The sequence below is a fragment of the Listeria sp. MAN/IMW/UF555 genome (assembly GCF_058684075.1).
The window spans coordinates 827,884-852,046 of record NZ_JBZWZS010000001.1; the positions used below are offsets into that span (position 1 = coordinate 827,884).

General features: G+C 37.9%; 21 protein-coding genes. 5 read left to right on the forward strand and 16 right to left on the reverse strand.

Going from position 1 to position 24,163, the window contains the following annotated elements; all coding sequences use genetic code 11:
• Positions 1 to 33 precede the first annotated feature (33 nt).
• Positions 34 to 447: a phosphate-starvation-inducible protein PsiE gene (gene psiE / locus AC4PG8_RS04150; RefSeq protein WP_003729465.1), complete on the forward strand. Its 414-nt coding sequence runs from the start codon at positions 34 to 36 to the stop codon at positions 445 to 447.
• Between the two features lie 39 nt (positions 448 to 486).
• On the opposite strand, the gene AC4PG8_RS04155 is transcribed toward psiE, so the two are convergent.
• Entirely contained in the window at positions 487 to 765 is a 279-nt protein-coding gene (locus AC4PG8_RS04155; RefSeq protein ID WP_003761194.1) for a transposase, read from the reverse strand.
• Positions 766 to 1,477: 712 nt separating this feature from the next.
• Here AC4PG8_RS04155 and AC4PG8_RS04160 point away from each other — a divergent pair.
• Complete coding sequence (locus tag AC4PG8_RS04160; RefSeq protein WP_492170058.1) at positions 1,478 to 2,389, forward strand: AEC family transporter; 912 nt, start codon at positions 1,478 to 1,480, stop codon at positions 2,387 to 2,389.
• Between the two features lie 112 nt (positions 2,390 to 2,501).
• The gene (locus AC4PG8_RS04165) at positions 2,502 to 4,463 is read left to right on the forward strand and encodes a fructose-1,6-bisphosphatase (protein WP_185540185.1); all 1,962 of its coding nucleotides are present in this window, start codon (positions 2,502 to 2,504) and stop codon (positions 4,461 to 4,463) included.
• A 248-nt stretch (positions 4,464 to 4,711) separates the two neighbouring features.
• On the opposite strand, the gene nifJ is transcribed toward AC4PG8_RS04165, so the two are convergent.
• The 5 genes from nifJ to AC4PG8_RS04190 all read right to left on the reverse strand — a co-directional run bounded on the left by nifJ (position 4,712) and on the right by AC4PG8_RS04190 (position 13,573).
• A complete protein-coding gene (nifJ, locus tag AC4PG8_RS04170) occupies positions 4,712 to 8,362 on the reverse strand; it encodes a pyruvate:ferredoxin (flavodoxin) oxidoreductase (protein ID WP_492170059.1) in 3,651 nt (1,216 codons plus the stop codon).
• Between the two features lie 154 nt (positions 8,363 to 8,516).
• On the reverse strand, positions 8,517 to 10,151 hold the full coding sequence (locus AC4PG8_RS04175; RefSeq protein ID WP_003761183.1) for a Na/Pi cotransporter family protein: 1,635 nt from the start codon (positions 10,149 to 10,151) through the stop codon (positions 8,517 to 8,519).
• A gap of 196 nt (positions 10,152 to 10,347) precedes the next feature.
• Complete coding sequence (locus AC4PG8_RS04180) at positions 10,348 to 11,628, reverse strand: hydroxymethylglutaryl-CoA reductase, degradative (protein ID WP_185512781.1); 1,281 nt, start codon at positions 11,626 to 11,628, stop codon at positions 10,348 to 10,350.
• Between the two features lie 41 nt (positions 11,629 to 11,669).
• Positions 11,670 to 12,638 (reverse strand): winged helix DNA-binding domain-containing protein, encoded by a 969-nt coding sequence (locus AC4PG8_RS04185; protein WP_185512782.1) that lies wholly within the window; start codon positions 12,636 to 12,638, stop codon positions 11,670 to 11,672.
• A gap of 110 nt (positions 12,639 to 12,748) precedes the next feature.
• Positions 12,749 to 13,573, reverse strand: coding sequence for an aldo/keto reductase (locus tag AC4PG8_RS04190; protein ID WP_185510417.1), 825 nt, complete (start codon positions 13,571 to 13,573; stop codon positions 12,749 to 12,751).
• A 120-nt stretch (positions 13,574 to 13,693) separates the two neighbouring features.
• Here AC4PG8_RS04190 and AC4PG8_RS04195 point away from each other — a divergent pair, with 120 nt between their 5' ends.
• A complete protein-coding gene (locus AC4PG8_RS04195; protein ID WP_160464071.1) occupies positions 13,694 to 14,083 on the forward strand; it encodes a MerR family transcriptional regulator in 390 nt (129 codons plus the stop codon).
• 16 nt (positions 14,084 to 14,099) lie between these two features.
• Here AC4PG8_RS04195 and AC4PG8_RS04200 read toward each other — a convergent pair whose 3' ends face one another.
• From AC4PG8_RS04200 to AC4PG8_RS04215, 4 genes are all read right to left on the reverse strand, one after another.
• Positions 14,100 to 14,762 carry an EGFR-like transmembrane domain-containing protein gene (locus AC4PG8_RS04200; RefSeq protein WP_185561153.1) on the reverse strand — a complete coding sequence of 221 codons (663 nt, stop codon included), beginning with the start codon at positions 14,760 to 14,762 and terminating at the stop codon, positions 14,100 to 14,102.
• Positions 14,763 to 14,778: 16 nt separating this feature from the next.
• A complete protein-coding gene (locus tag AC4PG8_RS04205) occupies positions 14,779 to 15,336 on the reverse strand; it encodes a GNAT family N-acetyltransferase (RefSeq protein ID WP_003766021.1) in 558 nt (185 codons plus the stop codon).
• 111 nt (positions 15,337 to 15,447) lie between these two features.
• Entirely contained in the window at positions 15,448 to 16,296 is an 849-nt protein-coding gene (locus tag AC4PG8_RS04210; RefSeq protein WP_003761169.1) for a hypothetical protein, read from the reverse strand.
• 14 nt (positions 16,297 to 16,310) lie between these two features.
• A complete protein-coding gene (locus tag AC4PG8_RS04215; RefSeq protein WP_185543260.1) occupies positions 16,311 to 18,941 on the reverse strand; it encodes a cation-translocating P-type ATPase in 2,631 nt (876 codons plus the stop codon).
• A gap of 225 nt (positions 18,942 to 19,166) precedes the next feature.
• Between AC4PG8_RS04215 and AC4PG8_RS04220 the strand changes: the two genes are divergently transcribed.
• The gene (locus AC4PG8_RS04220) at positions 19,167 to 19,580 is read left to right on the forward strand and encodes a VOC family protein (protein WP_003771016.1); all 414 of its coding nucleotides are present in this window, start codon (positions 19,167 to 19,169) and stop codon (positions 19,578 to 19,580) included.
• A 23-nt stretch (positions 19,581 to 19,603) separates the two neighbouring features.
• On the opposite strand, the gene AC4PG8_RS04225 is transcribed toward AC4PG8_RS04220, so the two are convergent.
• The 6 genes from AC4PG8_RS04225 to AC4PG8_RS04250 all read right to left on the reverse strand — a co-directional run bounded on the left by AC4PG8_RS04225 (position 19,604) and on the right by AC4PG8_RS04250 (position 24,135).
• Entirely contained in the window at positions 19,604 to 20,110 is a 507-nt protein-coding gene (locus tag AC4PG8_RS04225) for a GNAT family N-acetyltransferase (protein ID WP_003761162.1), read from the reverse strand.
• Between the two features lie 15 nt (positions 20,111 to 20,125).
• On the reverse strand, positions 20,126 to 20,578 hold the full coding sequence (locus AC4PG8_RS04230; RefSeq protein WP_033533251.1) for a MarR family winged helix-turn-helix transcriptional regulator: 453 nt from the start codon (positions 20,576 to 20,578) through the stop codon (positions 20,126 to 20,128).
• Between the two features lie 221 nt (positions 20,579 to 20,799).
• Positions 20,800 to 21,729 (reverse strand): nitronate monooxygenase, encoded by a 930-nt coding sequence (locus AC4PG8_RS04235; RefSeq protein WP_003765990.1) that lies wholly within the window; start codon positions 21,727 to 21,729, stop codon positions 20,800 to 20,802.
• An 84-nt stretch (positions 21,730 to 21,813) separates the two neighbouring features.
• Positions 21,814 to 22,686: an ROK family protein gene (locus AC4PG8_RS04240; protein ID WP_003761157.1), complete on the reverse strand. Its 873-nt coding sequence runs from the start codon at positions 22,684 to 22,686 to the stop codon at positions 21,814 to 21,816.
• A gap of 137 nt (positions 22,687 to 22,823) precedes the next feature.
• Positions 22,824 to 23,366 carry an HD domain-containing protein gene (locus tag AC4PG8_RS04245; RefSeq protein ID WP_010990620.1) on the reverse strand — a complete coding sequence of 181 codons (543 nt, stop codon included), beginning with the start codon at positions 23,364 to 23,366 and terminating at the stop codon, positions 22,824 to 22,826.
• Positions 23,367 to 23,433: 67 nt separating this feature from the next.
• The gene (locus AC4PG8_RS04250; RefSeq protein WP_011701643.1) at positions 23,434 to 24,135 is read right to left on the reverse strand and encodes a carbonic anhydrase; all 702 of its coding nucleotides are present in this window, start codon (positions 24,133 to 24,135) and stop codon (positions 23,434 to 23,436) included.
• Positions 24,136 to 24,163: the final 28 nt, after the last annotated feature.

Below are 24,163 nucleotides of genomic sequence, written 5' to 3' on the forward strand. Positions count from 1 at the left end.
AAAGCGATATCGTTTTTGGAAAGGAGGCAACTGATGAAACGATTAGAAAAAATTTCTTCTATTGTTCCCATCCTGCTACGGATTACTCTAAATTTGGCGCTTATTATGGTCGGATTTACTCTTGTTGCTTTTTTAATTAGAGAGGCATTTACGATTTTCAATAATATTTTCTTTTTAGATACGGACGTTTCTTACTACTATATGACACAGGATATTTTGACGTTTTTCCTTTATTTTGAATTTATTGCGCTCATTGTAAAATATTTCGAATCCCATTTTCATTTCCCGCTGCGCTACTTTATTTATATCGGTATCACAGCGATTATTCGATTTATTATTGTTGATCATTCTAGTGCGACATCTACGCTAATACTTTCAGGCGCGATTTTACTTCTTGTCGCTGCACTATTTTTAGCTAATACAAAGCTCCTTAAAAGAGAGGGCTAAAAAAGCAAGCAACCCCACTTTCGGGATTGCTTGCTTTTTTTATACTGTATTTAAATCTGAATTGAAAAGTTGAATCGCTTTAGTAAGTTCTAAAACTTCGGCTTCTAATTTATCTTTTTGTTTTTTTAGTTCGTACATTTGTAAGATGTTTGCAGCTTCATTCAAATCAACGTCTGTCACATCGTACCATTTAATCCATCTAGAAAGTGAAGCGCTTGAAACTCCAAAATCCTCGCATAGAGTTTGTTTAGAAGTTCCTTTGCGATATAAATAAACAAGGCTTATTTTGAATTTTTCGGTATATTTTTTAGTAGGCATAAACAGTTCCTTTCTTGTGCGTTTTTCTCATAAAGTAGTTTCCCAGTCAACTGTTGTGTTGTTTTAATACCCCATTGTACGTCTCTTTTAATACTCATTTCTAGTAATAACAAATTAGCAATATTTCCTTTTTCAAACTATTTTGAATGAGCAGTTTTGCCGATTGTTTTTTTAGTATTTAAAAGAACTATTTTTCTTGTTTCCCTTATTTTGAAAATTAATAGATAAAACCAATTCTTCGTTAATTAATGCAGTCTAGCCTCGTTTCATTCCTATTATCTCCTTTTATTTTTCAGTAAAAACTTTCTTATCAACAATGAAACTTTTCGGAATTTGCAAAATTTCTTAATCAACACATTTATTATAGATTATACGATGAAAATTTTTATACTAAAAAAAGACCAATTTAGTTGTTTTTGTGGCTAAAAAGTGTCTTTTTAGTGTCTATTTAATGACATAGGTCAAACTCCCTCTATTTTTTAGTACTTTTTCGGGACTTTTATGATGAAAAAGAGCTTTTTTATTCCTAAAACAGTACATTTAGCTGCTTTCGATTCTTTTTAAGAAAAGATGTCAGAGAGGAATTCTAGCATAATTTAGCAAAAATAATCGTTTAAAGATAACTTATAAGGGCTACTATTGGTCTATTTTAAATATAAAACGTCTTTTTGTGGTACAATAATTTACAATCTATATAGAAAAGGGTGTTGCTATGGAGTTTCTATTCATTTTACTTCCAGTTTTCGGAATTTTTGCAATTGGTTTTATTGGGCAGAAAACATTAAAATTCGATATTCCTAATTTATCGAAACTGACGCTTTATCTTATGTCGCCGTTTCTTGCATTTAATACTTTTTATACTAATCCGCTAACGATGGATTATTTTTATTTGGCGATTTATATTTTTGTTTTATGCTTAAGCTTAATTTTACTTGTTAGTGTTATTAGTTTTCTGCTTGGTTACAATGTGCAAGATCGTTGTGCGCTTATTTTAGCTAGTGCTTTTATGAATAATGGGAATTACGGCACTCCTGTTGTTTTGCTTGTTTTTGGGGCGGCTGGACTCGATATTGCGGTTGTTTTAATGGTGTTACAACAACTTGCAATGAGTGCGATTGGTATCTATTTTGCTGCAAAAGGGAGCAAGGATGCGAATGGTATGAAAACTGTCATGACACGTGTGGTACGAATGCCGATTGCTTACGGGGCGCTACTTGGGCTTATTCTTCAGCTACTACATATTCCGCTTCCCTCTGCATTAATGACTTGTGTGAAACTTGTTGGTGATGCTGCGATTCCAACAATTATGATTGTTCTTGGAATGCAGTTAGCGGTTATTTCTTTTCGGCGGATTGAACTGGATAAAGTTGGCATCGCGCTAGTTCTGAAATTACTCATAGCACCGTTTATCGCATTTGGTTTGACTCTTATTCTTCCTGTCGATGAAATGACAAAGCAAATCATGATTTTGTTAGCAGCAATGCCTACAGCAGCAAATACAACTCTTATGGCTGTTCAATTTGATACTAAGCCAGATTTGGTTTCCAGTACGACGTTTATTAGTACTGTTTTAAGTATATTTACGCTACCTATCGTACTTTATTTTCTTCATCCAGTTTTCTAAGGCGGGCTCCGGCTCGTCTTTTTGTATAGACCAATAATAAAACAAAACGTTTGATTTACTTATATTTTATAAATATAATAGCTATACCAATTAAAAAAGGAGACGGTTATCAGTGGAAAATATCGATATGAAATATTTACATTTATTAGCCAAACAATATCCTACTATAGCTAAAACGGCCACAGAAATTATTAACCTTGAAGCCATTATGAATCTACCAAAAGGAACGGAACATTTTTTAAGTGATGTGCACGGAGAATATAGCGCATTTGAACAAGTTTTACGGAATGGATCTGGAGTTGTAAAACGTAAAATTCGCGATATTTTTGGTGATGAGTTGGATGATGCTGAAATCAATTCTCTTAGTACTTTGATTTATTATCCAGAAGAGAAAATGGATTTAATTGCTGAAGAAATGGACGATATGCATGATTGGTATCGCACTACCCTTTTCCGCTTAATTGAACTGTGCCAGTATGTTGCCTCAAAATATACTAGATCGAAAGTAAGGAAAGCCATGCCGGAAGATTTTGCTTACATATTAGAAGAGTTGTTACATGAAAACTATAACGAAGAAGATAAAAAAATGTACTATGAAGAAATTTTGCAACATATCATTTCACTGGATCGTGCAGCTGAATTTATCAGTGCATTATCTCGCTTAATTCAACAACTCGTGGTCGATCATTTACACATCGTTGGCGACGTTTATGACAGAGGCCCTTATCCAGATAAAATTATGGATACACTGATGAATTACCACTCACTTGATTTCCAGTGGGGTAATCATGATATTTTATGGATGGGAGCAGCTAGTGGCTCAAGAGTTTGTGCTGCTAACGTTATTCGAATTTCTGCGCGTTATTTAAACTTAGATATTTTAGAAGATAGTTATGGTATTTCTCTTCGCCCACTTGCACTTTTTGCTGATGAAATTTATAAAAATGATCCTTGCACCTATTTCCAACCTAAAAATGAAGATAATTTAAACTATAGTAAAGCTGAAATCACCCAAATTGCGCGGATGCATAAAGCGATTTCGATCATTCAATTTAAACTAGAGGGTGAGATAATCCATCGACGTAAAGAATTTGATATGAATCATCGTCTGTTACTGCAAATGATTGATTATAAAAAAGGAACCATCCATTTAAAAGGGAAAGATTACCAGTTACTTGATACTCATTTTCCAACGATAGATCCTAATGACCCTTATAAGCTAACAAAAGAAGAAAAAGAGCTTATTGAAAAAATTACGGCATCGTTTAAAAATTGTCGGCGATTACAAAAACATGTTCAATTTCTTTATTCAAAAGGTAGTATGTTTTTAACGTATAATGGTAATTTACTTTATCATGGTTGTATTCCTCTTTATGAAGATGGGACTTTTATGGAAATGAAGCTACGCGGAGAAAACTTTTCTGGACGAGAGCTTTTAGAACAATTTGAAATTCTTACTCGTGAAGCCTACGTGCGTAAACCCGGAACAAAAGAGAAGAAATATGCTTGTGATATTGTTTGGTATTTATGGACGGGAGCGGTATCTTCATTATTTGGAAAAAGTGAGATGACTACGTTTGAGCGCTACTTCATTGCGGAAAAAGAAACACACAAAGAAGAAAAAAATCCTTATTATAAACTCCGCAACGAAGAAACAATTTGCAAACAAATCTTGGAGGAATTTGGTCTCGATGGGGAATGTGGACATATTATAAACGGTCATACACCCGTTAAAGAAGGTAAAGGAGAAAGTCCAATTAAAGCAAACACCAAAATGCTTGTGATTGATGGCGGTTTTGCCAAGGCTTATCATAAAGAAACGACGCTTGCTGGTTACACATTACTCTATAATAGTTACGGTTTGCAGTTAGTCAGTCATCAACCGTTTACGACGAAAGAAGATGCGATAAAAAATGAGACCGATATTCTTTCAACACGACAAGTTATTGAGATGGAAATTAATCGAAAACGTGTACGAGACACTGATATTGGTAAAAAACTTAATGAACAAGCCACCGATTTAAAAATGCTTCTTGAGGCTTACCGCAATGGTTCGCTTCACGAAAACAGTTGAACGATGGATTTAGAATTGTCATAAAACTTTCACAAGTGCCAGACTGACTGGGCTGCAACAAATAGAGCGTTATTAACTATTTCTGTTCTATTTTTACTAGTGCACGTTTTAGTAAAAAAAGTTATATTAAAATAGTAGTTATTTCTTTATAACATTCATAAAAGAATATCTATTCATTCCCACTTAGCTTCTGATTCCCACAGATCAAAAGCAAAGAAAGAAGACCCAGTAATCACTGGGTCTTCTTTTTATTTTTCTTGTTCGCGGGCTAACCTTCTAGCCTCTCTAGCTGCTTTTCTTGCTGCTCGGTCATCATCTACTGGTTTTTTGGTTACTTCTTCAGATGCTTCTTTTTTCTTCAATATTTTTTCTAAATCAAGACCTGCCATTGTCGCATAGCGTTTGAAGCGTTTCTCAGCATCTAAGCGCGTTTTTTCGGACAGTTTAGCAGCTACTTCTGGATTTGCTTTATATAATGCAGAATAACGTGTTTCGCGTTTTAAGAAGTCTTCAAATTGATCAAAATCTACTTTTTTATAATCCATAACCATCGGATTTTTACCTTTTTCTTCTAGTAAAGGATTATAACGATATAGGCTCCAGTATCCGCATTCAACTGCTTTTTGGGTTTCGCTAAGCATCGTCTTCATTCCGCGAGAAATCCCGTGGTTAATACATGGAGTATAAGCGATAATTAACGACGGTCCAGGATAAGCCTCCGCTTCCTCGATAGCTTTCAAGGTTTGGCGTTTACTTGCACCCATCGCAATTTGAGCAACATAAATATTACCGTAACTCATGGCCATGATTCCAAGATCTTTTTTACCGACCGATTTCCCACCAGAAGCAAATTTGGCTATTGCAGCAGTTGGGGTTGCTTTGGATGATTGACCTCCTGTATTGGAATATACTTCATTATCCATTACAAAAATATTCACATCTTCTCCTGATGCTAAAACATGGTCAATTCCGCCAAATCCGATGTCATAAGCCCAACCATCGCCGCCTATCATCCACTGCGACCGTTTAATAAATAATTCTCTATCACGGTAAATGGATTCAAGCAAGGCATTTCCTTTCATTTCATTTAAAAGGGCAAGTTGCAAAGCTTCTGCTCGGTCACGTGTGTCTTCTGAAACGTCCATTTGATTTTGCCAATCTGAAAGAGCCTCACGTAAGCCTTCTGATAATGTTTCATCCGCCAGTGCTTGAGTGACTTTATTATTTAAAGCTTTTCGCATCGTTTGGTTCGCTAAATACATGCCGTAACCGTATTCTGCATTATCTTCTAATAATGAATTTCCCCAAGCCGGGCCGTGTCCTTGATCATTCACAGTATACGGGGTCGCTGGTGCAGATGCGCCCCAAATTGAGGAACAGCCAGTCGCATTGGCAATCATCATTCGGTCGCCAAACATTTGCGTTAACAACTTAACATAAGGGGTTTCACCACAACCTGCGCAAGCTCCTGAGAACTCAAGTAACGGTTGTTCAAATTGACTGCCGGGAACAGTATTTTTCTTACCAGGATTTTTCTTTGGCTTCACATTAATCGCAAAGGACCAATTCGGATTTTCTTTTGCGGCAACTTCTTCAAAAGGTTTCATTACGAGCGCTTTATCTTTCGCCGGACATGTTTCCGCACATAAGTTACAGCCAGTACAATCCATTGGTGAAACTTGAATACGGTAACGAAGTCCATCTTTTCCGCGCATTTCTCGTGTCATAAAGCCTTCTGGTGCAGATTCCATTTCCTCTTCGTTTGTTAAAATTGGACGGATTGCTGCATGCGGACAAACAAAGGCACATTCATTACACATCGTACAGTTTTCAGAAATCCATTCGGGAACTTCAAGTGCAATACCACGTTTTTCGTAAGCCGCTGTCCCTGGAGGATACGCGCCGCTCACCATGCCGTTAGAAATTAAATCGCCAACAGTCAAGTTGTCCCCTTCTAAACGGTTCACAGGTTCCAGAATATTTTTAACGTACGCTGGTTTTTCAGTGGCGGTACTTGTTTCTGCTGTTAAAACTGGATTTGCCCAGCTTTCCGGCACTTCTACTTTATGCAAGTTAGCAACTGTTTGGTCCATCGCGAGAATATTTTTCTCCGCAACTGCCATATCTTTTTTCCCATAAGTAGCGATAGCCGATTCTTTTAAGTCAGCCAGTGCTTTTTCAAACGACAAAATATCGGTCACTCGGAAAAAGGCCGTTTGCATAACGGTATTAATTCTTCTACCAAGTCCAGCTTCACCCGCAATTCTCATCGCATTTAATGTATAAAATTGAATATTATTTTTCGCAATATATTCGCGCATCGCAGCTGGTAAATGTCGTTCTAACTGCTCGCCTTCCCAAATCGTATTGAGTAAGAATGTTCCGCCTGGTTTTAAGCCTTTTAATAAATCATAGGAGCGTAAATAGGCCGAGGTGGAGCATGAAACAAAATCAGCTTGTTGAATTAAATAGGCAGAACGAATGCGGTTTTCACCAAAACGCAAATGCGAAACGGTTAGCCCGCCCGATTTTTTCGAATCATAAGAGAAATAGCCTTGCGCATATAAATCGGTATTATCTCCAATGATTTTAATCGCGGCTTTATTCGCGCCAACTGTGCCGTCCGAGCCGAAACCCCAGAATTTACATTGGAATGTTTTTGCTGAAGTCAGATCACTTGGTCCAGTGTTTTCAATGGAGAGATTCGTAATATCGTCTGTAATTCCAATCGTAAAGCGTGGTTTTGGTTTTTCGGTCGTTAGGTGCGAATAAACACCAAGAATCTGGTCTGGTGTAACATCTTTTGAACCTAAGCCATATCTACCGCCAATAACGAGCGGACGCGTTTCACTATCATAAAGCACACTTTGTACATCAAGTAAAAGTGGCTCTCCGCCTGATCCTGGTTCTTTTGTCCGGTCTAAAACAGCCACACGTTCCACTGTTTTCGGTAGTTTTGCTAAGAAAGTTTCTGCTGGGAAAGGACGGTATAAACGAATATTTAATAGCCCTACTTTTTTGCCTTGGGTAGTTAAATAATCAATCACTTGTTCGATGACAGGTGTTACAGAGCCCATCGCCACAATAACGTCTGTTGCATCTTCCGCTCCGTAGTAATTTACTAAGTCATAGTCTGTGCCACGAAGCTGATTAATTTCTTGCATGAAGTTTTGAACGATACTAGGAATTTCCTCGTAATAACGATTCACCGTTTCTCTTTGTTGGAAAAAGATGTCTGGATTTTGGTTGGAACCTAGTGTTTTAGGATTATTTGGCGTCATTGCGCGATTTCTGAATTGTTGTAAAGCCTCTTTATCAAGTAAATTTTCTAATTCGTCATATTCGAGCACTTCGACTTTTTGTAATTCATGGCTCGTCCGGAAGCCGTCAAAGAAATTTAAAAATGGTAAACTCCCTTTTAACGAGGCTAGATGGGCAACGGCAGATAAGTCCATTACTTCTTGCACGGAACCTTCTGCTAGCATCGCAAATCCAGTTTGGCGCGCTGCCATCACATCACTATGATCGCCAAAAATATTAAGTGAGGCTGCAGAAATTGTTCTTGCAGAAACATGGAAAACAGTTGGTAATAGTTCGCCGGCAATTTTGTACATATTCGGAATCATTAAAAGTAAACCTTGACTCGCTGTATATGTGCTCGTTAAGGCTCCTGCTTGAAGTGAGCCGTGAACTGTCCCTGCTGCGCCTGCTTCTGATTGCATTTCTACTACTTTTACGGGTTCATTGAATAAATTTTTCTTGTTTTTTGAAGACCATTCATCCACAAGTTCAGCCATGGTGGAGGAAGGGGTAATCGGATAGATTGCTGCAACTTCTGTAAATGCGTAAGAAATATAAGCTGCGGCGGTATTTCCATCCATCGTTTTTCTATTTCGCATAAGACTCAACACTTCCAGTCATTCTAGTTTTATAATCATTCTTATTCTACACCACTATTCGCTTATACTCAATGCTTCACAAGGACTAGAAAAAGTGTAGATTTTTAACAAAAAAAGAAACTAGCTAAAACGATAGCTAATTTCTTTTTGATTATTATTCGTTTAATTCTAAAACAGACTCTGCAATGTTATTTGCATGGTCACCAATTCGTTCTAAATCACTTACAATATCGATATATAAAATTCCGCTAACGACTTGGCATTTGCCTTCATTTAAGCGACGGATGTGGCTTTTACGTAATCTACGTTCAGCTTTATCAATATCTTTTTCAACCAAAATAGTTTCTTCAGCAAGTGCTCGGTCTTTTTTATGCATTGCTTTCACTGCTCGTTCGAAATTGGATGTTGTCAGTTCAAACATTTCGATTAGCTGTGTGGAAGCTTCTTCGGACATTTTTGCTTTGTTTTTAATCAGTTGGTCGATATTTTCTACGATGTTCTCCATGTGATCGCCCACCCGTTCAATATCACGAACGGTATCAAGCATCAGCGCATGTTCTTCTGTTTCATTGTTTGTTAAAGCAACCGAAGAAATTTTAGTTAAGTATTCGGTAATTTTTCGGTCTAAATTATTCACTGCTTCTTCAACCTGAACAGTTGACTCGGCATGTTTTGGCTCCTGGTTAACGAGATATTCTTTTGCTTCTTGTAAGCCTAATTTGGCATAATCTGCCATGCGCAGTGTTTCCTCGCGTGCCATTTCAAGTGCAATCCCTGGTGACTGATCGATTAAGTTTGTATCTAGATGTTTCACTTTATAATCAATGCGCGAATCGTCTCCTGGTATGAGTTTTGTTACTAGCCAAGCAAAGGCCCCAATAAACCAGAATTGAATAAATGTATTTGTCACATTAAACGTTCCGTGAGCAACCGCAATGGTCATTTCTGGATTTAGTCCAAATAAACCTTGCATATAAGCTACGAGCGATGTGAAAAGTGGTAAAATCAACATGAATATAATTGCGCCTAATAAGTTGAAAATAACATGAGTCGCTGCTGCACGTTTAGCTGCAACACTAGCTCCAATGGCAGCAAGAACCGCTGTGATCGTTGTACCAATATTATCTCCAAATAAAACTGGTAATGCGGCTTGAAGGTCAATTGCACCTTGCCCATATAGCTCTTGTAATATCCCGATAGTCGCACTTGAAGACTGCACTACCGCGGTAAAGATCGTTCCGATTAACAAACCTAAGAATGGATTCGTACTCATTTGCGCAGTTAACTCATGAAAAGCTTCCATGCTAGCAAGAGGCTTCATCCCTTGTCCCATCAAATCCAGTCCATAAAATAATGCACCAAATCCAAAGAATACTTGTCCAATATTTTTTACTTTATGATTTTTAAAGAAGAATAAAAGTACTGCTCCTACAGCAATTATTGGCAAAGAATACTCGGATAACTTAATACCAATAATAAAGGCGGTCACGGTTGTTCCAATGTTCGCCCCCATGATAACACCAATTGCTTGTTTTAAGGTCATAAACCCGGCACTTACTAACCCGACCGTCAAAACAGTTGTACCTGAGCTACTTTGAATTAATACAGTAACTAAAATTCCGGCAAGTACACCCATAAAAGGATTCGTTGTATACTTATCTAAAATATCACGGAGTCTGTCGCCGGCTGCCATTTGCAGTCCGTCTCCCATATATTTTATACCGAAAAGAAAAATTCCAAGTCCTCCAATAAATTGAAAAATCATCTGCTGAATATTTATGTCTCCCATGAAAATCTCCTTTTTGTTTGTAATCTTGTAATTTCACTCTTTTTTCATCATAAAAGAAAGTAAAAGCGAGGTAAATAGATTTTTTTCATTTTGTAAAGGAAGTTCTATTAAAAAGAATGTGAAACGTTGAAAATAAAGGCTTTAACGCGTTCCGAATGTATTGTTAAGTTTTTGTAAAGGTCGTTTACATAGACTTTTATTTTTCAGATCGTAAAGTAGTGATATACGCTTTTGCAGCCATGACATTCATTTGTTTGCTTTCTTGTAAAAACTTGGCGACTTTTTCGATTTCATTTGCTTCTGCTCCCGCTGTCATTGCCAGCGATTTTGCTTGTAATGACATATGTCCACGCTGGATGCCTTCCGTAACGAGTGCCTTTAAAGCAGCTAAATTTTGCGTTAAACCAACTGCGCATACTAACATAGCTAGTTCTTTCGCCGATTCTACTCGTGCAATTTTTTTCGAAAGGCTGGCGATCGGATGAATCCCGATAGAACCTCCTACAAAGGCGACTGGCATTGGTAAAGTTAATTCCCCAACCAAATATCCGTCTTGATCTTTGGACCACTTAGACATGGGCTTATAACTTCCTGTATGGGCAGCATAGGCATGACTTGCGGCTTCTACTGCACGCCAATCATTTCCAAAAGCCATAATAACCGCATCGATACCATTCATAATTCCTTTATTGTGCGTGGCTGCTCGGTAAATATCAGCATCTGCAAATTCATAAGCGGCAATAATTCGGTCACGTACCCACTCGCCACTTTGCGTTTTCGTCGCTAAACTTAGAGGGGAAAGTCGACAAGTCACGGTTGCGGTTGCTTCATCTACTAAATTGGATAAAATTCGCATATTTGCCGTTCCACCCGTTAAAAGTTCTAATTCGGGCGCTAACGTTTCTACCATTGTATTTACCATATTGGCTCCCATTGCTTCTTGGGTATCAACAAGTAAATGAACAATAAATAAAGTTTCTTCGCTCGCAGTTTTGGCGGTACGTACCTGTAAATCCACAGCCCCGCCGCCTCTTTTTTGTAAAGATGGATGGGCGTCATTAGCAACTGCAATGAGTTTTTCTCGATTAGCCACAACTTTTTCTTCCGCAGATTGGACATCTGGCACGTTAATTAATTCAATTTGACCGATCATTTTCCGGTCAGTCGCAGTGCCTTTCATACCACCGTTTTGCGCGATTAATTTTGCTCCTGAGCTTTGAGCAGCAACGACAGAAGGCTCCTCCATTGCCATTGGGACAATATAATTTTTTTCATTTAATAGCATATTCATTCCTAGCCCGAGTGGAAGCGAGTATATGCCAACCGTATTTTCAATCATGTGGTTCGCTTTATCCAGAGAAAGAGCCCCTGTGGAAGCTAAAAAGGCTTGTTCTTCTTCATTTAAATCAGCATATTCGGCTAAAACCGCACGACGTTCTTCTAAAGTTTTTTTATAAAATTTATCAAAAGCTTTCATTGCCTTAATCACCTCAAATTAAATTTTCTGCACTTACTTGACTATAGCATATTCCGAAACTGGATGTAACGGTTCCAGTAATCCCCGGTTAGTTCTGCTTTTTTCTTAGGCTTTTCCCATTTATCCACGACTTGGCCGGCTGAAATAATCGCTGGTCTAAAAATCCCATTCTTCGTTATAATTGCTTCATGCCACTCTTCAGGTAAAACGATGGAGCGGTCAATGTATCCGATAATCCACTCATCAAAACCTGCAAGCGGAACCGTGTGTACTAGACTGCTTTTTTCAATTGTACTGGATAAATAAAAGTCGCCTTCTTTAGTGAAATCCTCTAAAGCTATTTTTGCATCGGTAACGGTTAATCCAGACCAAAAGCAAAAGTCTTTTAAAGTAGCTGGCGCGTGGCTTTGTATGTAGCGCTTTGCCAATTCTTTCAACGCTTCTTCTCGGGTATAAATGTACTCAGGCGTAAGGATATGACTTGTATTTCGAAAAGTTTCATCCGCGCCAGAGCAAATAATTTTCCGCGAGCTTAAGTAGACCAATAACTGCGCAAACGGGATGCCGCTGCTAGGTAAATCATGTTTCGCTAAGTTTAGAGCTAAGTCTTTTCGCGTTATCGCATGCTCTTCTACAAGTGTTTTTACAACCTCCGTAGATTTACTTAGAATATCTTCTGTTAAACCTAATTTAGTTCGATATGGCTTACAAATTTTATCTATCCTCGGGGCAATTAAATCCATCAACCAGTGATAATCTCGCGCCGAAAAAAGATGAATTGTTCCTCGCAAAAGCCACGTTCGGATAATTTCACCTTCATCAATTGCTTGTTTTACAGTTTGCTCATTTGGAGTAATTAATCTACTTCCAACTGCCCAAAGTGATTGACCATAATTTTGAGACTGCATCGCGCCAAAATGAAACACTACTTCTTCCGGGGACAGAAGCCATGTAGTCTCAGCTAATCTTTGGTTTATGAACCGCTTTTGAATAATCGTTTTTCGCTCCATAGTAACCTCTTTTTTTAGTTTATTGTAGCATAAAAACATAACAAAAATCCCTCCCGCTATGAAAAGTCGGAAGGGATTTTATTTTAATTAGCAGTTTCTTCGTTTTTCTTTTAGAAATCGAAATTATCTGGGTCTGGGCCAGTTCTTTCATCTTTATTCAATCCGCTGATTTTTGCAACTTCTTCATCACTTAATTCGAAGTCGAAAATATCGGCATTTTGGATAATACGTTCTTGGTGAACTGATTTTGGAATAGTAACTACGCCAATTTGTAAGTCCCAGCGAAGAATAACTTGTGCAACTGATTTACCATGTGCATCAGCAATTGCTTTAATTTCTGGGTTAGCAAGGAGTTTACCGTTACCAAGTGGAGACCAAGCTTCTACTACAATGTTGTTTTCAGCACAGAATTTACGTAATGGTTCTTGTGTTAATTGCGGATGTAATTCAATTTGGTTAACCATTGGAGCGATTTCCGCATCTTCCATTAATTCTTTTAGGTGATGTTCGTGGAAGTTACATACGCCAATTGCGCGAACGCGTTTATCTTTATATAATTTTTCAAAAGCGCGCCAAGTATCTTTGAATTTTCCTTCGACTGGCCAGTGAATTAAATAAAGGTCTATATAATCAAGTTCTAGTTTACGTAAGCTTTCATCAAACGCAGCTAGAGTAGATTCATAGCCTTGCTCTGCATTCCAAAGTTTGGTTGTTACGAATAAGTCTTCTCTTTTAACGCCAGACTCTTTAATCGCTTGACCAACGCCTTCTTCATTTTTGTAAGCAGCAGCTGTATCAATGCTAATGTAACCAGCTTCGATTGCCCATTTAACAGAATTTACTGCTTCGTCGCCGTCTTGCACTTTCCATACGCCAAATCCTAAACGTGGCATTTCTACACCATTTGCAAGTTTTACTGTATCTTTTAAGTTCAATTTATCCGCCTCCTAAAAGTATTAACACGTTTACTATACACCTTAGAGTATACTCAAAGGCAAACATTTGGCTTTTCGATTTTTAAGGTGCTATTATTAAGAAAAAAAGAGGTGATTTTAGTGCAACAAACAATTAAAGAAGCTTCTGAGCATACGGGTTTAAGCGCCCATACGATTCGCTACTATGAACGGGAAGGGTTAATTCCATTTCTAGCACGTGATAAAAATAATAACCGGATTTTCGATAATGATGCCCTGCACTGGCTTGAATTACTTACTTGTTTACGTGTCACTGGTATGCCACTTGCGAAACAGAAAGAAATTGTTGAATTAACTAAATGTGGCGACGAAACAGTATCAGAACGAATTGCTGTACTTAAAAAACATCAACAAGATATGTATCGCCGGCAAGCCGAACTGGACCGCGCATTTAAAAAAATTGAGAAAAAACTAGCATGCTATGAAGAATTAGAAAAAGACGTAAAGAAAAGTGTGAATCAGCTTAGCTAACTGATTCACACTTTTTTTATTGTAATCTTTTCTTTTTACGATGTTTTCTAATAAGGTAAATCAATAAACCAATAATCGCTACGAGTAGAATTCCACCAACAATCGCAATATTTTTCACGTTTGGCACAGTGACTTCAAAGTACATTTCGGATTTTTGATCAAGTGGAACGTCCCAAGTGAGCTTTCCACCATCGACGCTCTTAGCATTATTATCACCAATTGAGGACACTGGTAAATCTAAAATAAAAGTATAGTCGATTTGACTTAATATTTCTTTAGGAAACGGGACATCTGCTACTTCTTTTTTCCAGATTTTCTCGATGTCAATATTTGCATCCACTTTGATTTTTTGTGTGAAGAAACTTTTCGTATTAGTAATTTTCACGCCAAAATCTTCTGGCTTCATATCGCTTTTCGTCGTTTCGTTCTTCGCTAATTTCTTTTCGATATGATAACTTGTATTTGATTTCTTATTTACAGTAAAGCCAGCTTCTTTTAGTTTAGCTTCCACTTGATTTGAATAACTTGATGCGAAAATTCCTGCTACAGATGAAATATCGATGTCAAAGGAAATCATTGCCTCACCTTTTTTGTCGACTTTCACCGTATTCGTTACATTGGCGCATCCTGCGAGAACTAAAACTAAACTAAGTAGCAGCGTGAAAATAATTTTTTTCATTGGTTTGCCTCATTTCTTATTTTTGCATATGTTCATAGTCGTGGCCGCTCAGTTTAATTTCCCCAGTTACATGAAAACCTAAGCGTTCATACAACCGTTTCGCATGTGGATTTCCTTTATCGCAATTTAAACCGACTACTTTTTCGCCATCGTTTGCAGCAATTTCTGTTAATTTAGCAAGTAAAGCTGTTCCAACGCCGTGACCGCGGTATTTTTCATTTGTTACGATTGAATCTAAATACCATTCACCTGGAAATGTTTCTTTATCCACAAAAATCGGCGCATCGTAAGTAATTCCGTGTTTTTTCGCAATCTCGTTCCACGCATGGTCGATTTCCGGTTCAATTTTCCCAGGATAGCCAGCTAAAACTCCGGCAATATCTCCATCTTTTTCAAATACATGAAGATGTCTGTAGCTATAACGGTAATCCTCGGTTTGAATCGCTTCAATTAATGCATTTGTAATTGCTTCTTCCGTTTCTACTTCTAAAATTGGTAACTCCATATCTTTCCATATTACGAGTAAAAGTGGCGCAATTTTTGGCGCGTCTGATTTTTTGGCTTGTCGAATCAATTTTTACATCCTCTTTTCTAATATCATTGTATCATTTTACTATTCTACCAATCTCACTTGCAAAAATAAAATGCTATTTAGGATCAATTTCCTCCAAATAGCATTTTATTCTTATTGCTGTGCTACTTTTTGTAAGAAATCGAGTGCTTTACTAGTTAAATCTGTATCTTCCATGATTTTTGGTTCTTCGTGCGTTAACCACTTAGTTAATTTTTTCGCCTCTTCATCCGTTAATTTTTCTAGCTTTTTCAAACTATGTGCAATTGGTAAAACGGAGCGAATATAAGCTTTTAATGCTACCAATCCTAGGTTTTCTGTTAAAATCCCTTGGCGTAGCAATAGTCTAGCTTTGACCTCAAGCTCCGCGTCCAAACTCACATCATAGCCCAAATGTTGTTGTTCCGTATCATGATTATCTAAAAAATGAACTTCGATGGCAATTTGCTCGACTTCATAAATTCTAAGACGAATGCGCATATCTGACTCAAAAACTAATTTCACCCGAAACTGAGCTCCGAGTTCTGTGTTCATTTCGGCTACCTCACCTAACAACCATGCATGGAAAGATAATAGTTTTTGGCGTACTTTATTATTTTTAATATGTTCTAATACATATGGGAGCACGATTTTATTAGCTTCATCTGTCCAATATGTCGGTAAATCCCGCCAATATTTTTCTGTATCCGCGCTCGTTCCATTGACCAAAAGAAGCGGATACGGATAGGCACTCATATCACAAAATTGATTTTTTTGAAGTTCGTATAAAAATGGAATCGTTTTTTTCACTGTTTTACTTTCGATTCCTAATTTTTCTACAAGTGGTGCAATAACGATAGCAATTTCCTCAATAACTTCTTCGGCACGTAACTGCGCTTCTTCGTTTCCTTCATAACGTGCCCCGATGTCTTTTCCAAAGTTACGTTCAAGAGATGCTGCTACTAATTTTTGAGTTTCATTCATTTAGTTGTCCTCCTTTAAGCTTTTGCTCTTTTACGCTGAATTAGCTTTTGGATTTCAACGAATAGAAGTGGGAACATCGACAGGATAAATGCAAGAATCCAGTGCGTTAAGCTCATCTCAACTAAGAAGAACATGTTAGCAAGTGGTGGAATAATCGCAAGCCCTAGAATAATCAGCATCGAACAAATCGCACTAAAGAACAAGCCACGGTTTGATAAAAATCCGATGGTGAAAATCGATTTATCGCTTCTTACGTTGAAAATGTGCGCGACAGATGACCATGCTAGAATAACGAACGCCATTGTCATTCCAACTTCATAACTTGCACCAATCGAATTATTAATCGTTACAAACTGTCCGATATAAAACCCAGCTAGCGTTACAATAGTGAAAACAACCGCTTGTGTCGCCATTTTTTTCCCAAGTCCATTCGCAAAAATTCCAGCGTTTTTCGGTATTGGCTTACGCTCCATAATCGAATCATCTGCTTTTTCACGACTAAGGAAGAATCCTGGAATCCCGTCAGACACAACGTTGATTAGTAGCAACTGAACAGCTACAACCGGCGCGCCCCAGCCAAGAATAATCGCAATTAACATAATGAAAATTTGAGAAAAGTTTGTACTTAGTAAAAAGTAAATCGTTTTGCGGATATTTTCATAGGCAGTACGCCCCTCTTTGACTGCATCTACAATCGTTGCAAAATTATCGTCTGTTATAACCATATCTGCAGCGTTTTTAGATACATCTGTTCCGGTGATTCCCATTGCTGCTCCAACATCCGCTGCTTTGAGGGCTGGCGCATCATTTACACCATCACCTGTCATTGTTACAATCTCACCATTTTTCTGCCAAGCTTTGACAATCCGAATCTTGTCTTCTGGGCTAACCCGAGCGTATACTGCATAATCTCGAATATTTTTCTCCAGATCTGCTTCTGACATTTCTGCCAGTTCCGCTCCAGTAATCGCTTTGTCCCCATCCGTTAAAATACCAATTTCTTTTGCAATTGCTGATGCCGTTACAATATGGTCACCAGTAATCATTACAGTCTTAATACCCGCTTTTTTCGCCGCTAACACAGCCGCTTTACTTTCTGGTCTTGGTGGGTCAATCATCCCAACCATTCCCGCAAAAGTTAAGTCGGTCTCAAGCGCCTCACTAGACAAGTCTGTCGGCATTTCCGGATATTTTTTATAGGCCACAACTAACACCCGTAATGCCTCTTCTGCAAAACTGTCATGCACTTGCTCTGCTTCTTTTAAAAACTCTGCTGAAAAATTTACCGGGATGCGGTCAAAAGCACCTTTTGTAATAGAAAGGAATCCGTCTTCTACTTGGTGAATCGTCGTCATTAACTTTCTATCTGAGTCAAAAGGAAGTTCAAACACACGTGGATATTTGGCTTCCAATGCTTTTTTGGTCGTACCTTTTTCTTCCAGTAAACGGATAATCGCACTTTCGGTTGGGTCACCAATGATGGTTTCTTCGCCGTCCGTTACATCAATCGTCGCGTTACTGGAAAGACTCAACATTTCTAATACTTTTTGTTCTGCATTATCAAATTCAGCTGTTGCTTTTATCGGTGTATGGTCTGCTGCCCAAATTTGTTGGATGATCATTTTATTTTGCGTTAATGTTCCTGTTTTATCAGAACAAATAACAGACGTATTTCCGATTGTTTCTACTGCTGGAATTCGGCGGATAATCGTATTTTTCCGCACCATATTTTGAACCCCATAAGCAAGTGTTAATGTCACAATAACTGGCAACGTCTCAGGAACTGCTGCTACAGCTAGAGAAATCGCGATCATCAACGTTTCAATAATCGTTTCACCGTACACATATACATCAATTATAAAAATTAAAATACCTGCTAAAAGTGCTACAATACTAAGTCGTTTAGCTAATTCTTTTAAGCGAAGTTGTAAAGGCGTCATCAGTTTTGAGGTGCTGTTTAAAAGTCCAGCAATTTTCCCCATCTCTGTTTCCATACCAATTTCTACGACAACCGCTGTTGCACGACCATTTGTTACAAGACAGCCTGAGTAAAGCATATTCAGACGATCGCCAATTGGTGCTTTTTCTGAAACAACCGCATTTGCGTCTTTTTCAACCGGAACACTTTCGCCAGTTAACGCAGATTCCTCGACTTGTAAACTGCTGCTAGAAATAATTCGCGCATCTGCTGGAATCATATCTCCTGCAACGATTTCAATAATATCCCCTGGCACTAATTCCGTTGCGTCCACTTGCATCCGCACACCATCACGAACGACCGTCGTTAAATGCGCATTCATACTTTGTAACGCAGCAAGTGCTTTCTCAGCGCTGTTTTCCTGGTAAATCCCAAGCACCATATTCAACACGACAATTCCTAAAATAACAACAACCTTCGCCCAACCATATCCGGTTGTAATTGCTAAATATGCAGAAATTGCTGCTGCAAAAAGCAAGACAATCGTCGTAATCTCAATCAAATGATGACCGATTTTTTGAAGCAGTGATTCTTTCTTCCCTTCTTCAAATTCATTCGTCCCAAACTCTGCATGTTTTTGTTTCACTTGTTCTTTCGTTAACCCTGTGTCTAAATTTGTGTGTAGTTTGCTAAGAAGTTGCTCGACTGACTCTTTTACCCAAAGCATACATCTACCTCCTACGCACCTACTACTAAAAGCAAGTACTTACTTTATTTTGTTGCAAAAAAATATTTATTTAAATATATCTGCTTTCTTATTGTAATTGTATAATATATCACGTTTTATTGCAAGTATTTCGTTTTTCTTTACAAATATCCTTTTCTCTCAAACATGACTTCAAAGTGGTTTAGGCTTATACTTAAGCTAATTAATTGTATAGGAGATGATGAGATGTCTTTTGCAGTTCCATACCTAGTTTTCAACGGCGAAGGTCAGGATGCATTAACATTTTATGCAGATGTTTTTCAAGCTGAAATTACAAGTGTACAGCGCTTTAAAGAAATGAACAATTTTGATGGTGATGCCGTTTTTGGTGAGCGATTGATGCATAGTCGTTTAGCAAAAAACGGGGAAGAATTTATTTATATTACCGATGCGCCTTATGATGGTTTTACAATTGGTAATCGGGTGACAATCCTGATTAATTTTGAAACAGAGGATGATATTAAGTACGCCTATGAAGTTTTAAGCGCTACGGGTAAAGTGGAGATGGAGTTGCAAGTGGCATTCTGGGGTTCGACTTATGCGCAGGTGACGGACCGGTTTGGGGTGTTTTGGCAGCTTAATTTTGATAAAAAAAGTTGAGCTTAGTATGCGCTCAACTTTTTTTATAAATCTTTTATCATAATAATATCAGTTTGACAATCATCGCCCATGAAAAAATCATGTTGTCCATTTTTAATAAAACCCAGCTTTGCATAAAATTGAATAGCGTTCTTATTCTTTTCCCAAACACCTAACCATATTTTTTCTGCATCAACTTCTTTCGCTATCTCTATTGCTTGATTAAATAACTCTTTACCTAATCCCTTTTTTTGGAATGACTTCAATACATAAATACGCTCTATTTCGATTGTATTCCCAGCTATTTCTTCTGTTTGAGCATCTCCTATATTTAGTTTTAAATAACCAGCAATAGCTTCTTGGTGAAAAACAAAATAAAAATAGGAATGTGGGTTTTTTAGTTCATCGCTTAATTTTTTAGCCGTAAAATTTGTTTTTAAATATGCATCCATGTTTTCCGGTTTATTTTGCGCTCTAAATGTTTCATCAAATGTCTTATAACTTACTTCTAAGAGTGCTTGGGAATCACTTATTGTACATAATTTTATCATTACATTTCCTCCAAATTAATAACTTCTTTTATTGCCTTTTTTGACATATAACCAGTCATCTGCAATATTTTCTTTGACCTTCTTGAGCGCATCGATGAGCATATTAATTTCAGCCTCAGTAAATCCTTTTAAAGCTACTGCATTAGAGTATTCATTCTCGCGGATAATTAAGGGATATAGTTGCTGTCCTTTCTCTGTTGGGAATAATAGTTTATTTTTTTTATTATTCTTATCCTGTTTCTTTATAATCAAACCGTTTTTCTCCAAATTCTTAATAGCTCTCGAAGCAGTGGTTCGATCGATTTTTAAAATATCTACTAGTTTTTCTTGAATAATCCCTTGGTTCTCGCAAATTCTAACTAGATAAATAAATTGTCCTTTTGCTAGATTTAATTCTTTAAATTCGATATTACTTATTGAATCAAGTGCACGTGCAATAACACCTATATCTCTTAATATATCTTTCATCGCCAACCTCCTTTTATTGCATTTGCAACAATATAACTTTACATTAGTATAACATAGAGAATGTATTGATGAAACAGAAATGAATTTTTCTACTAACTAAAAAAGCCGTATCAGCACTGAGTGAACTGGCACGGCTTTTTGTGACTTACTAAAAATCCAATATTAAGGAATCTATCGAAGCTATTTTACTCAAACGCTTCAAAAGAAAGCAGTTTAAAGCATTAATTTAATTCTAATCCAGCAATCACATTCTTAGCATCTGTCATCATCTCTTCAATAACATCTTTACAAGGTTTAATTTCTGTAATTAAACCAGCGATTTGACCGGCCATGACGGAGCCGTTGTCTGTGTCGCCTTCTTGTACTGCTTTTCGTAAAGAGCCTAAAGTTAACTCTTCTAACGTGTCGCGATCGGCGTTTTCTTCTTCTAAACGAATGTATTCTTTGATCATTTTGTTTTTAATTGAGCGAACGGGCGCGCCTGCTTTTCGACCAGTAACCATTGTGTCGCGGTCGGAAGCTTTAATAACGGCTGCTTTGAAATCGGGGTGTACTGGGCATTCATCGGTTGCTAGGAAGCGTGTGCCGATTTGGACACCTTTTGCACCTAGGGCTAAGGCTGCGGCGATTCCGCGACCGTCGGCAATTCCACCTGCGCCAATGACTGGAATAGTTACAGCATCCACGATTTGAGGTAAGAGCGCCATTGTTGTTGTTTCGCCAACGTGTCCACCCGCTTCTGTTCCTTCTGCGATAACTGCATCTGCGCCCATTTTTTCCATACGTTTAGCAATCATGACAGATGGAACAACAGGAATCACGATAATTCCAGCTTCTTTCCAAATTGGCATAAATGTTTTCGGCGTTCCCGCTCCAGTTGTAACAATTCCCACTTTTTCTTCTATAATTACTTCGGTTAATTCGGCAATATTGGTCATCATTAGCATTAAATTAACACCAAATGGTTTATCTGTCAGTGCTTTTGTTTTTTGGATTTCTTCGCGTAGCATCTCGGCAGTCATCCCGCCAGAAGCGATAATTCCTAAACCGCCTGCATTAGACACAGCGGCTACAAGTGGAGCTTTGGCAATTTGAGCCATCGCACCTTGGATAATTGGATATTTAATATTTAATAAGTTCGTAATCGACATCTTTTTCCTCCTGCGTTCTTGTTTGTTTTATCACAATTTAGTATATCAAAAAACAGCCCTATAAACTAGAGCTGTTTTTCGCCATTAATTGGACTCTTCAGCATCCACAGCGAGCAAGACACAGCCAGTAATTCCAGCGTCATCTTCTAACTTTGGAGGAACGATATATTCATCTAAATCTGGTAGCTGAACATAGTTATTAACGAGTGCTTTTAATTTTTGACGGACAAGTGGGAAAAGTTGGCGTTGTTTCATGACCCCTCCACCTAAAACAATTCTTTCTGGAGATAAGATAAGCGTGTAATTCATTAAAGCTTGAGCGATATAATGCGCCTCTAAATTCCACACTTCTTCATTATCTGCGAGTTCTGCTGCTTTTTGACCCCAGCGTTTTTCGATTGCCCCACCAGCTGCGAGACCTTCTAAACAATCGCTATGGCTTGGGCAACTTCCCGTGAAACGGTCGCGCTTATGACGACGCACCATAATATGTCCCATTTCTGGATGAGAGAAACCTTCTAGAATTTTGCCAGAAACAACTGCACCACCACCGATTCCAGTGCCGATAGTCAAATAAATACAACTGTCTAAACCTGCCGCTGCTCCTAGGCTTACTTCTCCTAAAGCTGCTGCATTAACGTCGGTAGTAAAGCCAATTGGCACATTAAATTCTTTTTTCATTGCGCCCACAATATCATAATTACGCCACGCTAGTTTTGGCGTTTGGGTAATGTAACCATATGTAGCACTACTTTTTTGAATATCAATCGGTCCAAAAGAGCCGATTCCAATTGCTTTTAATTCATCTTGATATTGTTTAAAAAATTGAATGACTGCTTTCATTGTTTCTGCAGGTTCCGTTGTCGGATAGCTCTCGCGTTTAATAATTTTCCCTGACTTTTCACCAATTGCTACAACAAATTTAGTTCCGCCTGCTTCAATTGCTCCATAAACCATTCAAAAAAACTTCCCTTCTCGTAAGTTTTATAACGCTTTCATTTTACAATAGTTTTCTGGAAAAAGAAACTTATTTTCTAAAAACTTATCATTTTAATTCTAAATACCTAATTTAACAGATATTTTGATACAAAATTTTACTTCTTAAAAATCCACTTCACAAGTCGCGCGTATTCATCAAAGAAACTAGGAACGTCGGATGGATTTAACCCGTATTCCATATTATTTTTAATCCCTTCGTTATACCATTTTTGCAGTTCATAGCCACGTTTAAAATAGCCCCAGACAGACTTGCCTTCTGAGCTTAAGGCATATTTGACAGAGGTTAAATTATCTAGCTTATCTGCAACGATTAACGCTTTTTCTTCTAGGCTACCAGTGCGGACTTGTTCAATCGTATGGGCTTTTCGTTCTTCCCAAGATAATGTTTTATTTTCTGTATGAGAAGCTACTAAATCTGCTACTTCGTCACCAAATGTTGCGCGAATATCGGCATCAGTCATCTCCGTATCTTCAACAGCATCATGTAACAACCCCGCGACAACAACTTCTTCGCGAAAACCAGCACGGCGTAAAATTCTCGCTACATTTAAAGGATGCGAAAAATAAGGCTCGCCAGTAATTTTGCGAACTTGGCCACTATGCGCTTCGATCATCATCTGTCTCGCTTTTTCATACATAAAAAGAAGCCTCCACTCAGAATCTATGTCTATACTATACAAGATTCGAGCGAGGCTTTCTAGTTTTTTAATTGTAAAAAGTAATTTCACGACCATTTAAATCTTGTACTGGTCGGCTTGTATTACCAATTGCTTTTTCAAATTCAGTAAAATCTTCTTGGCCAAGCGTCTTCGCATTTTTCAACACGATCCAAGTCACGCCTTCCACGGTTGGTGGTGTCGTCCGTGAACCTTGGTATGTATAGAAAACACGTTCTTCTGGCATAAATTCATTTACATCCAAAGTAATTTCCCGTTCTGTTTCAAAATCAGCGAACACTTCTGGGAAATAGGTTGGTAAATCTTTGAATTCGACATTATTTGTATTATCAATTTCCATCCAAGCACTCATTACAAGCGTTGTGCCGTCTGGTTTTTCATGAACAAAATGCCATTCAATCGGATATATATAACCGTCAAGCAAATGCTCTGCCGGAATATGTGCATGGAACGATACAAGTGGATAATATTCGCCGTTAAAGCGTAACCCTTGTTCTTTATCATGCGGAAAAACATGCACCGATTGTTCAATTCTTCTAATCGTATAGTCTGTTTCTTTATAGTAAAATTTCATTGTTGATGGTTTTAATTTCACAACGTCAGCTTGTTCAATATTTACTGGCGATTGTGCTTTCCCAGTATGTGCGATTTCAAAGTCAGAGCAGATATGCCCCCACATTTCTGGCCCAGTCTTTTCATCGTAACCCCATAACACTTTCTCCTTAGTCATAACCATTTCTCCTTTTCGAAAAAAATTG

Excerpts from the sequence above, each read along its gene's own strand:
- psiE (WP_003729465.1), top strand. The coding sequence starts at position 34 with ATGAAACGATTAGAAAAAATTTCTTCTATTGTTCCCATCCTGCTACGG.
- AC4PG8_RS04155 (WP_003761194.1), bottom strand. The coding sequence starts at position 765 with ATGCCTACTAAAAAATATACCGAAAAATTCAAAATAAGCCTTGTTTAT.
- AC4PG8_RS04160 (WP_492170058.1), top strand. The coding sequence starts at position 1,478 with ATGGAGTTTCTATTCATTTTACTTCCAGTTTTCGGAATTTTTGCAATT.
- nifJ (WP_492170059.1), bottom strand. The coding sequence starts at position 8,362 with ATGCGAAATAGAAAAACGATGGATGGAAATACCGCCGCAGCTTATATT.
- AC4PG8_RS04175 (WP_003761183.1), bottom strand. The coding sequence starts at position 10,151 with ATGGGAGACATAAATATTCAGCAGATGATTTTTCAATTTATTGGAGGA.
- AC4PG8_RS04180 (WP_185512781.1), bottom strand. The coding sequence starts at position 11,628 with ATGAAAGCTTTTGATAAATTTTATAAAAAAACTTTAGAAGAACGTCGT.
- AC4PG8_RS04185 (WP_185512782.1), bottom strand. The coding sequence starts at position 12,638 with ATGGAGCGAAAAACGATTATTCAAAAGCGGTTCATAAACCAAAGATTA.
- AC4PG8_RS04200 (WP_185561153.1), bottom strand. The coding sequence starts at position 14,762 with ATGAAAAAAATTATTTTCACGCTGCTACTTAGTTTAGTTTTAGTTCTC.
- AC4PG8_RS04210 (WP_003761169.1), bottom strand. The coding sequence starts at position 16,296 with ATGAATGAAACTCAAAAATTAGTAGCAGCATCTCTTGAACGTAACTTT.
- AC4PG8_RS04215 (WP_185543260.1), bottom strand. The coding sequence starts at position 18,941 with ATGCTTTGGGTAAAAGAGTCAGTCGAGCAACTTCTTAGCAAACTACAC.
- AC4PG8_RS04220 (WP_003771016.1), top strand. The coding sequence starts at position 19,167 with ATGTCTTTTGCAGTTCCATACCTAGTTTTCAACGGCGAAGGTCAGGAT.
- AC4PG8_RS04225 (WP_003761162.1), bottom strand. The coding sequence starts at position 20,110 with ATGATAAAATTATGTACAATAAGTGATTCCCAAGCACTCTTAGAAGTA.
- AC4PG8_RS04230 (WP_033533251.1), bottom strand. The coding sequence starts at position 20,578 with ATGAAAGATATATTAAGAGATATAGGTGTTATTGCACGTGCACTTGAT.
- AC4PG8_RS04235 (WP_003765990.1), bottom strand. The coding sequence starts at position 21,729 with ATGTCGATTACGAACTTATTAAATATTAAATATCCAATTATCCAAGGT.
- AC4PG8_RS04240 (WP_003761157.1), bottom strand. The coding sequence starts at position 22,686 with ATGGTTTATGGAGCAATTGAAGCAGGCGGAACTAAATTTGTTGTAGCA.
- AC4PG8_RS04245 (WP_010990620.1), bottom strand. The coding sequence starts at position 23,366 with ATGTATGAAAAAGCGAGACAGATGATGATCGAAGCGCATAGTGGCCAA.
- AC4PG8_RS04250 (WP_011701643.1), bottom strand. The coding sequence starts at position 24,135 with ATGACTAAGGAGAAAGTGTTATGGGGTTACGATGAAAAGACTGGGCCA.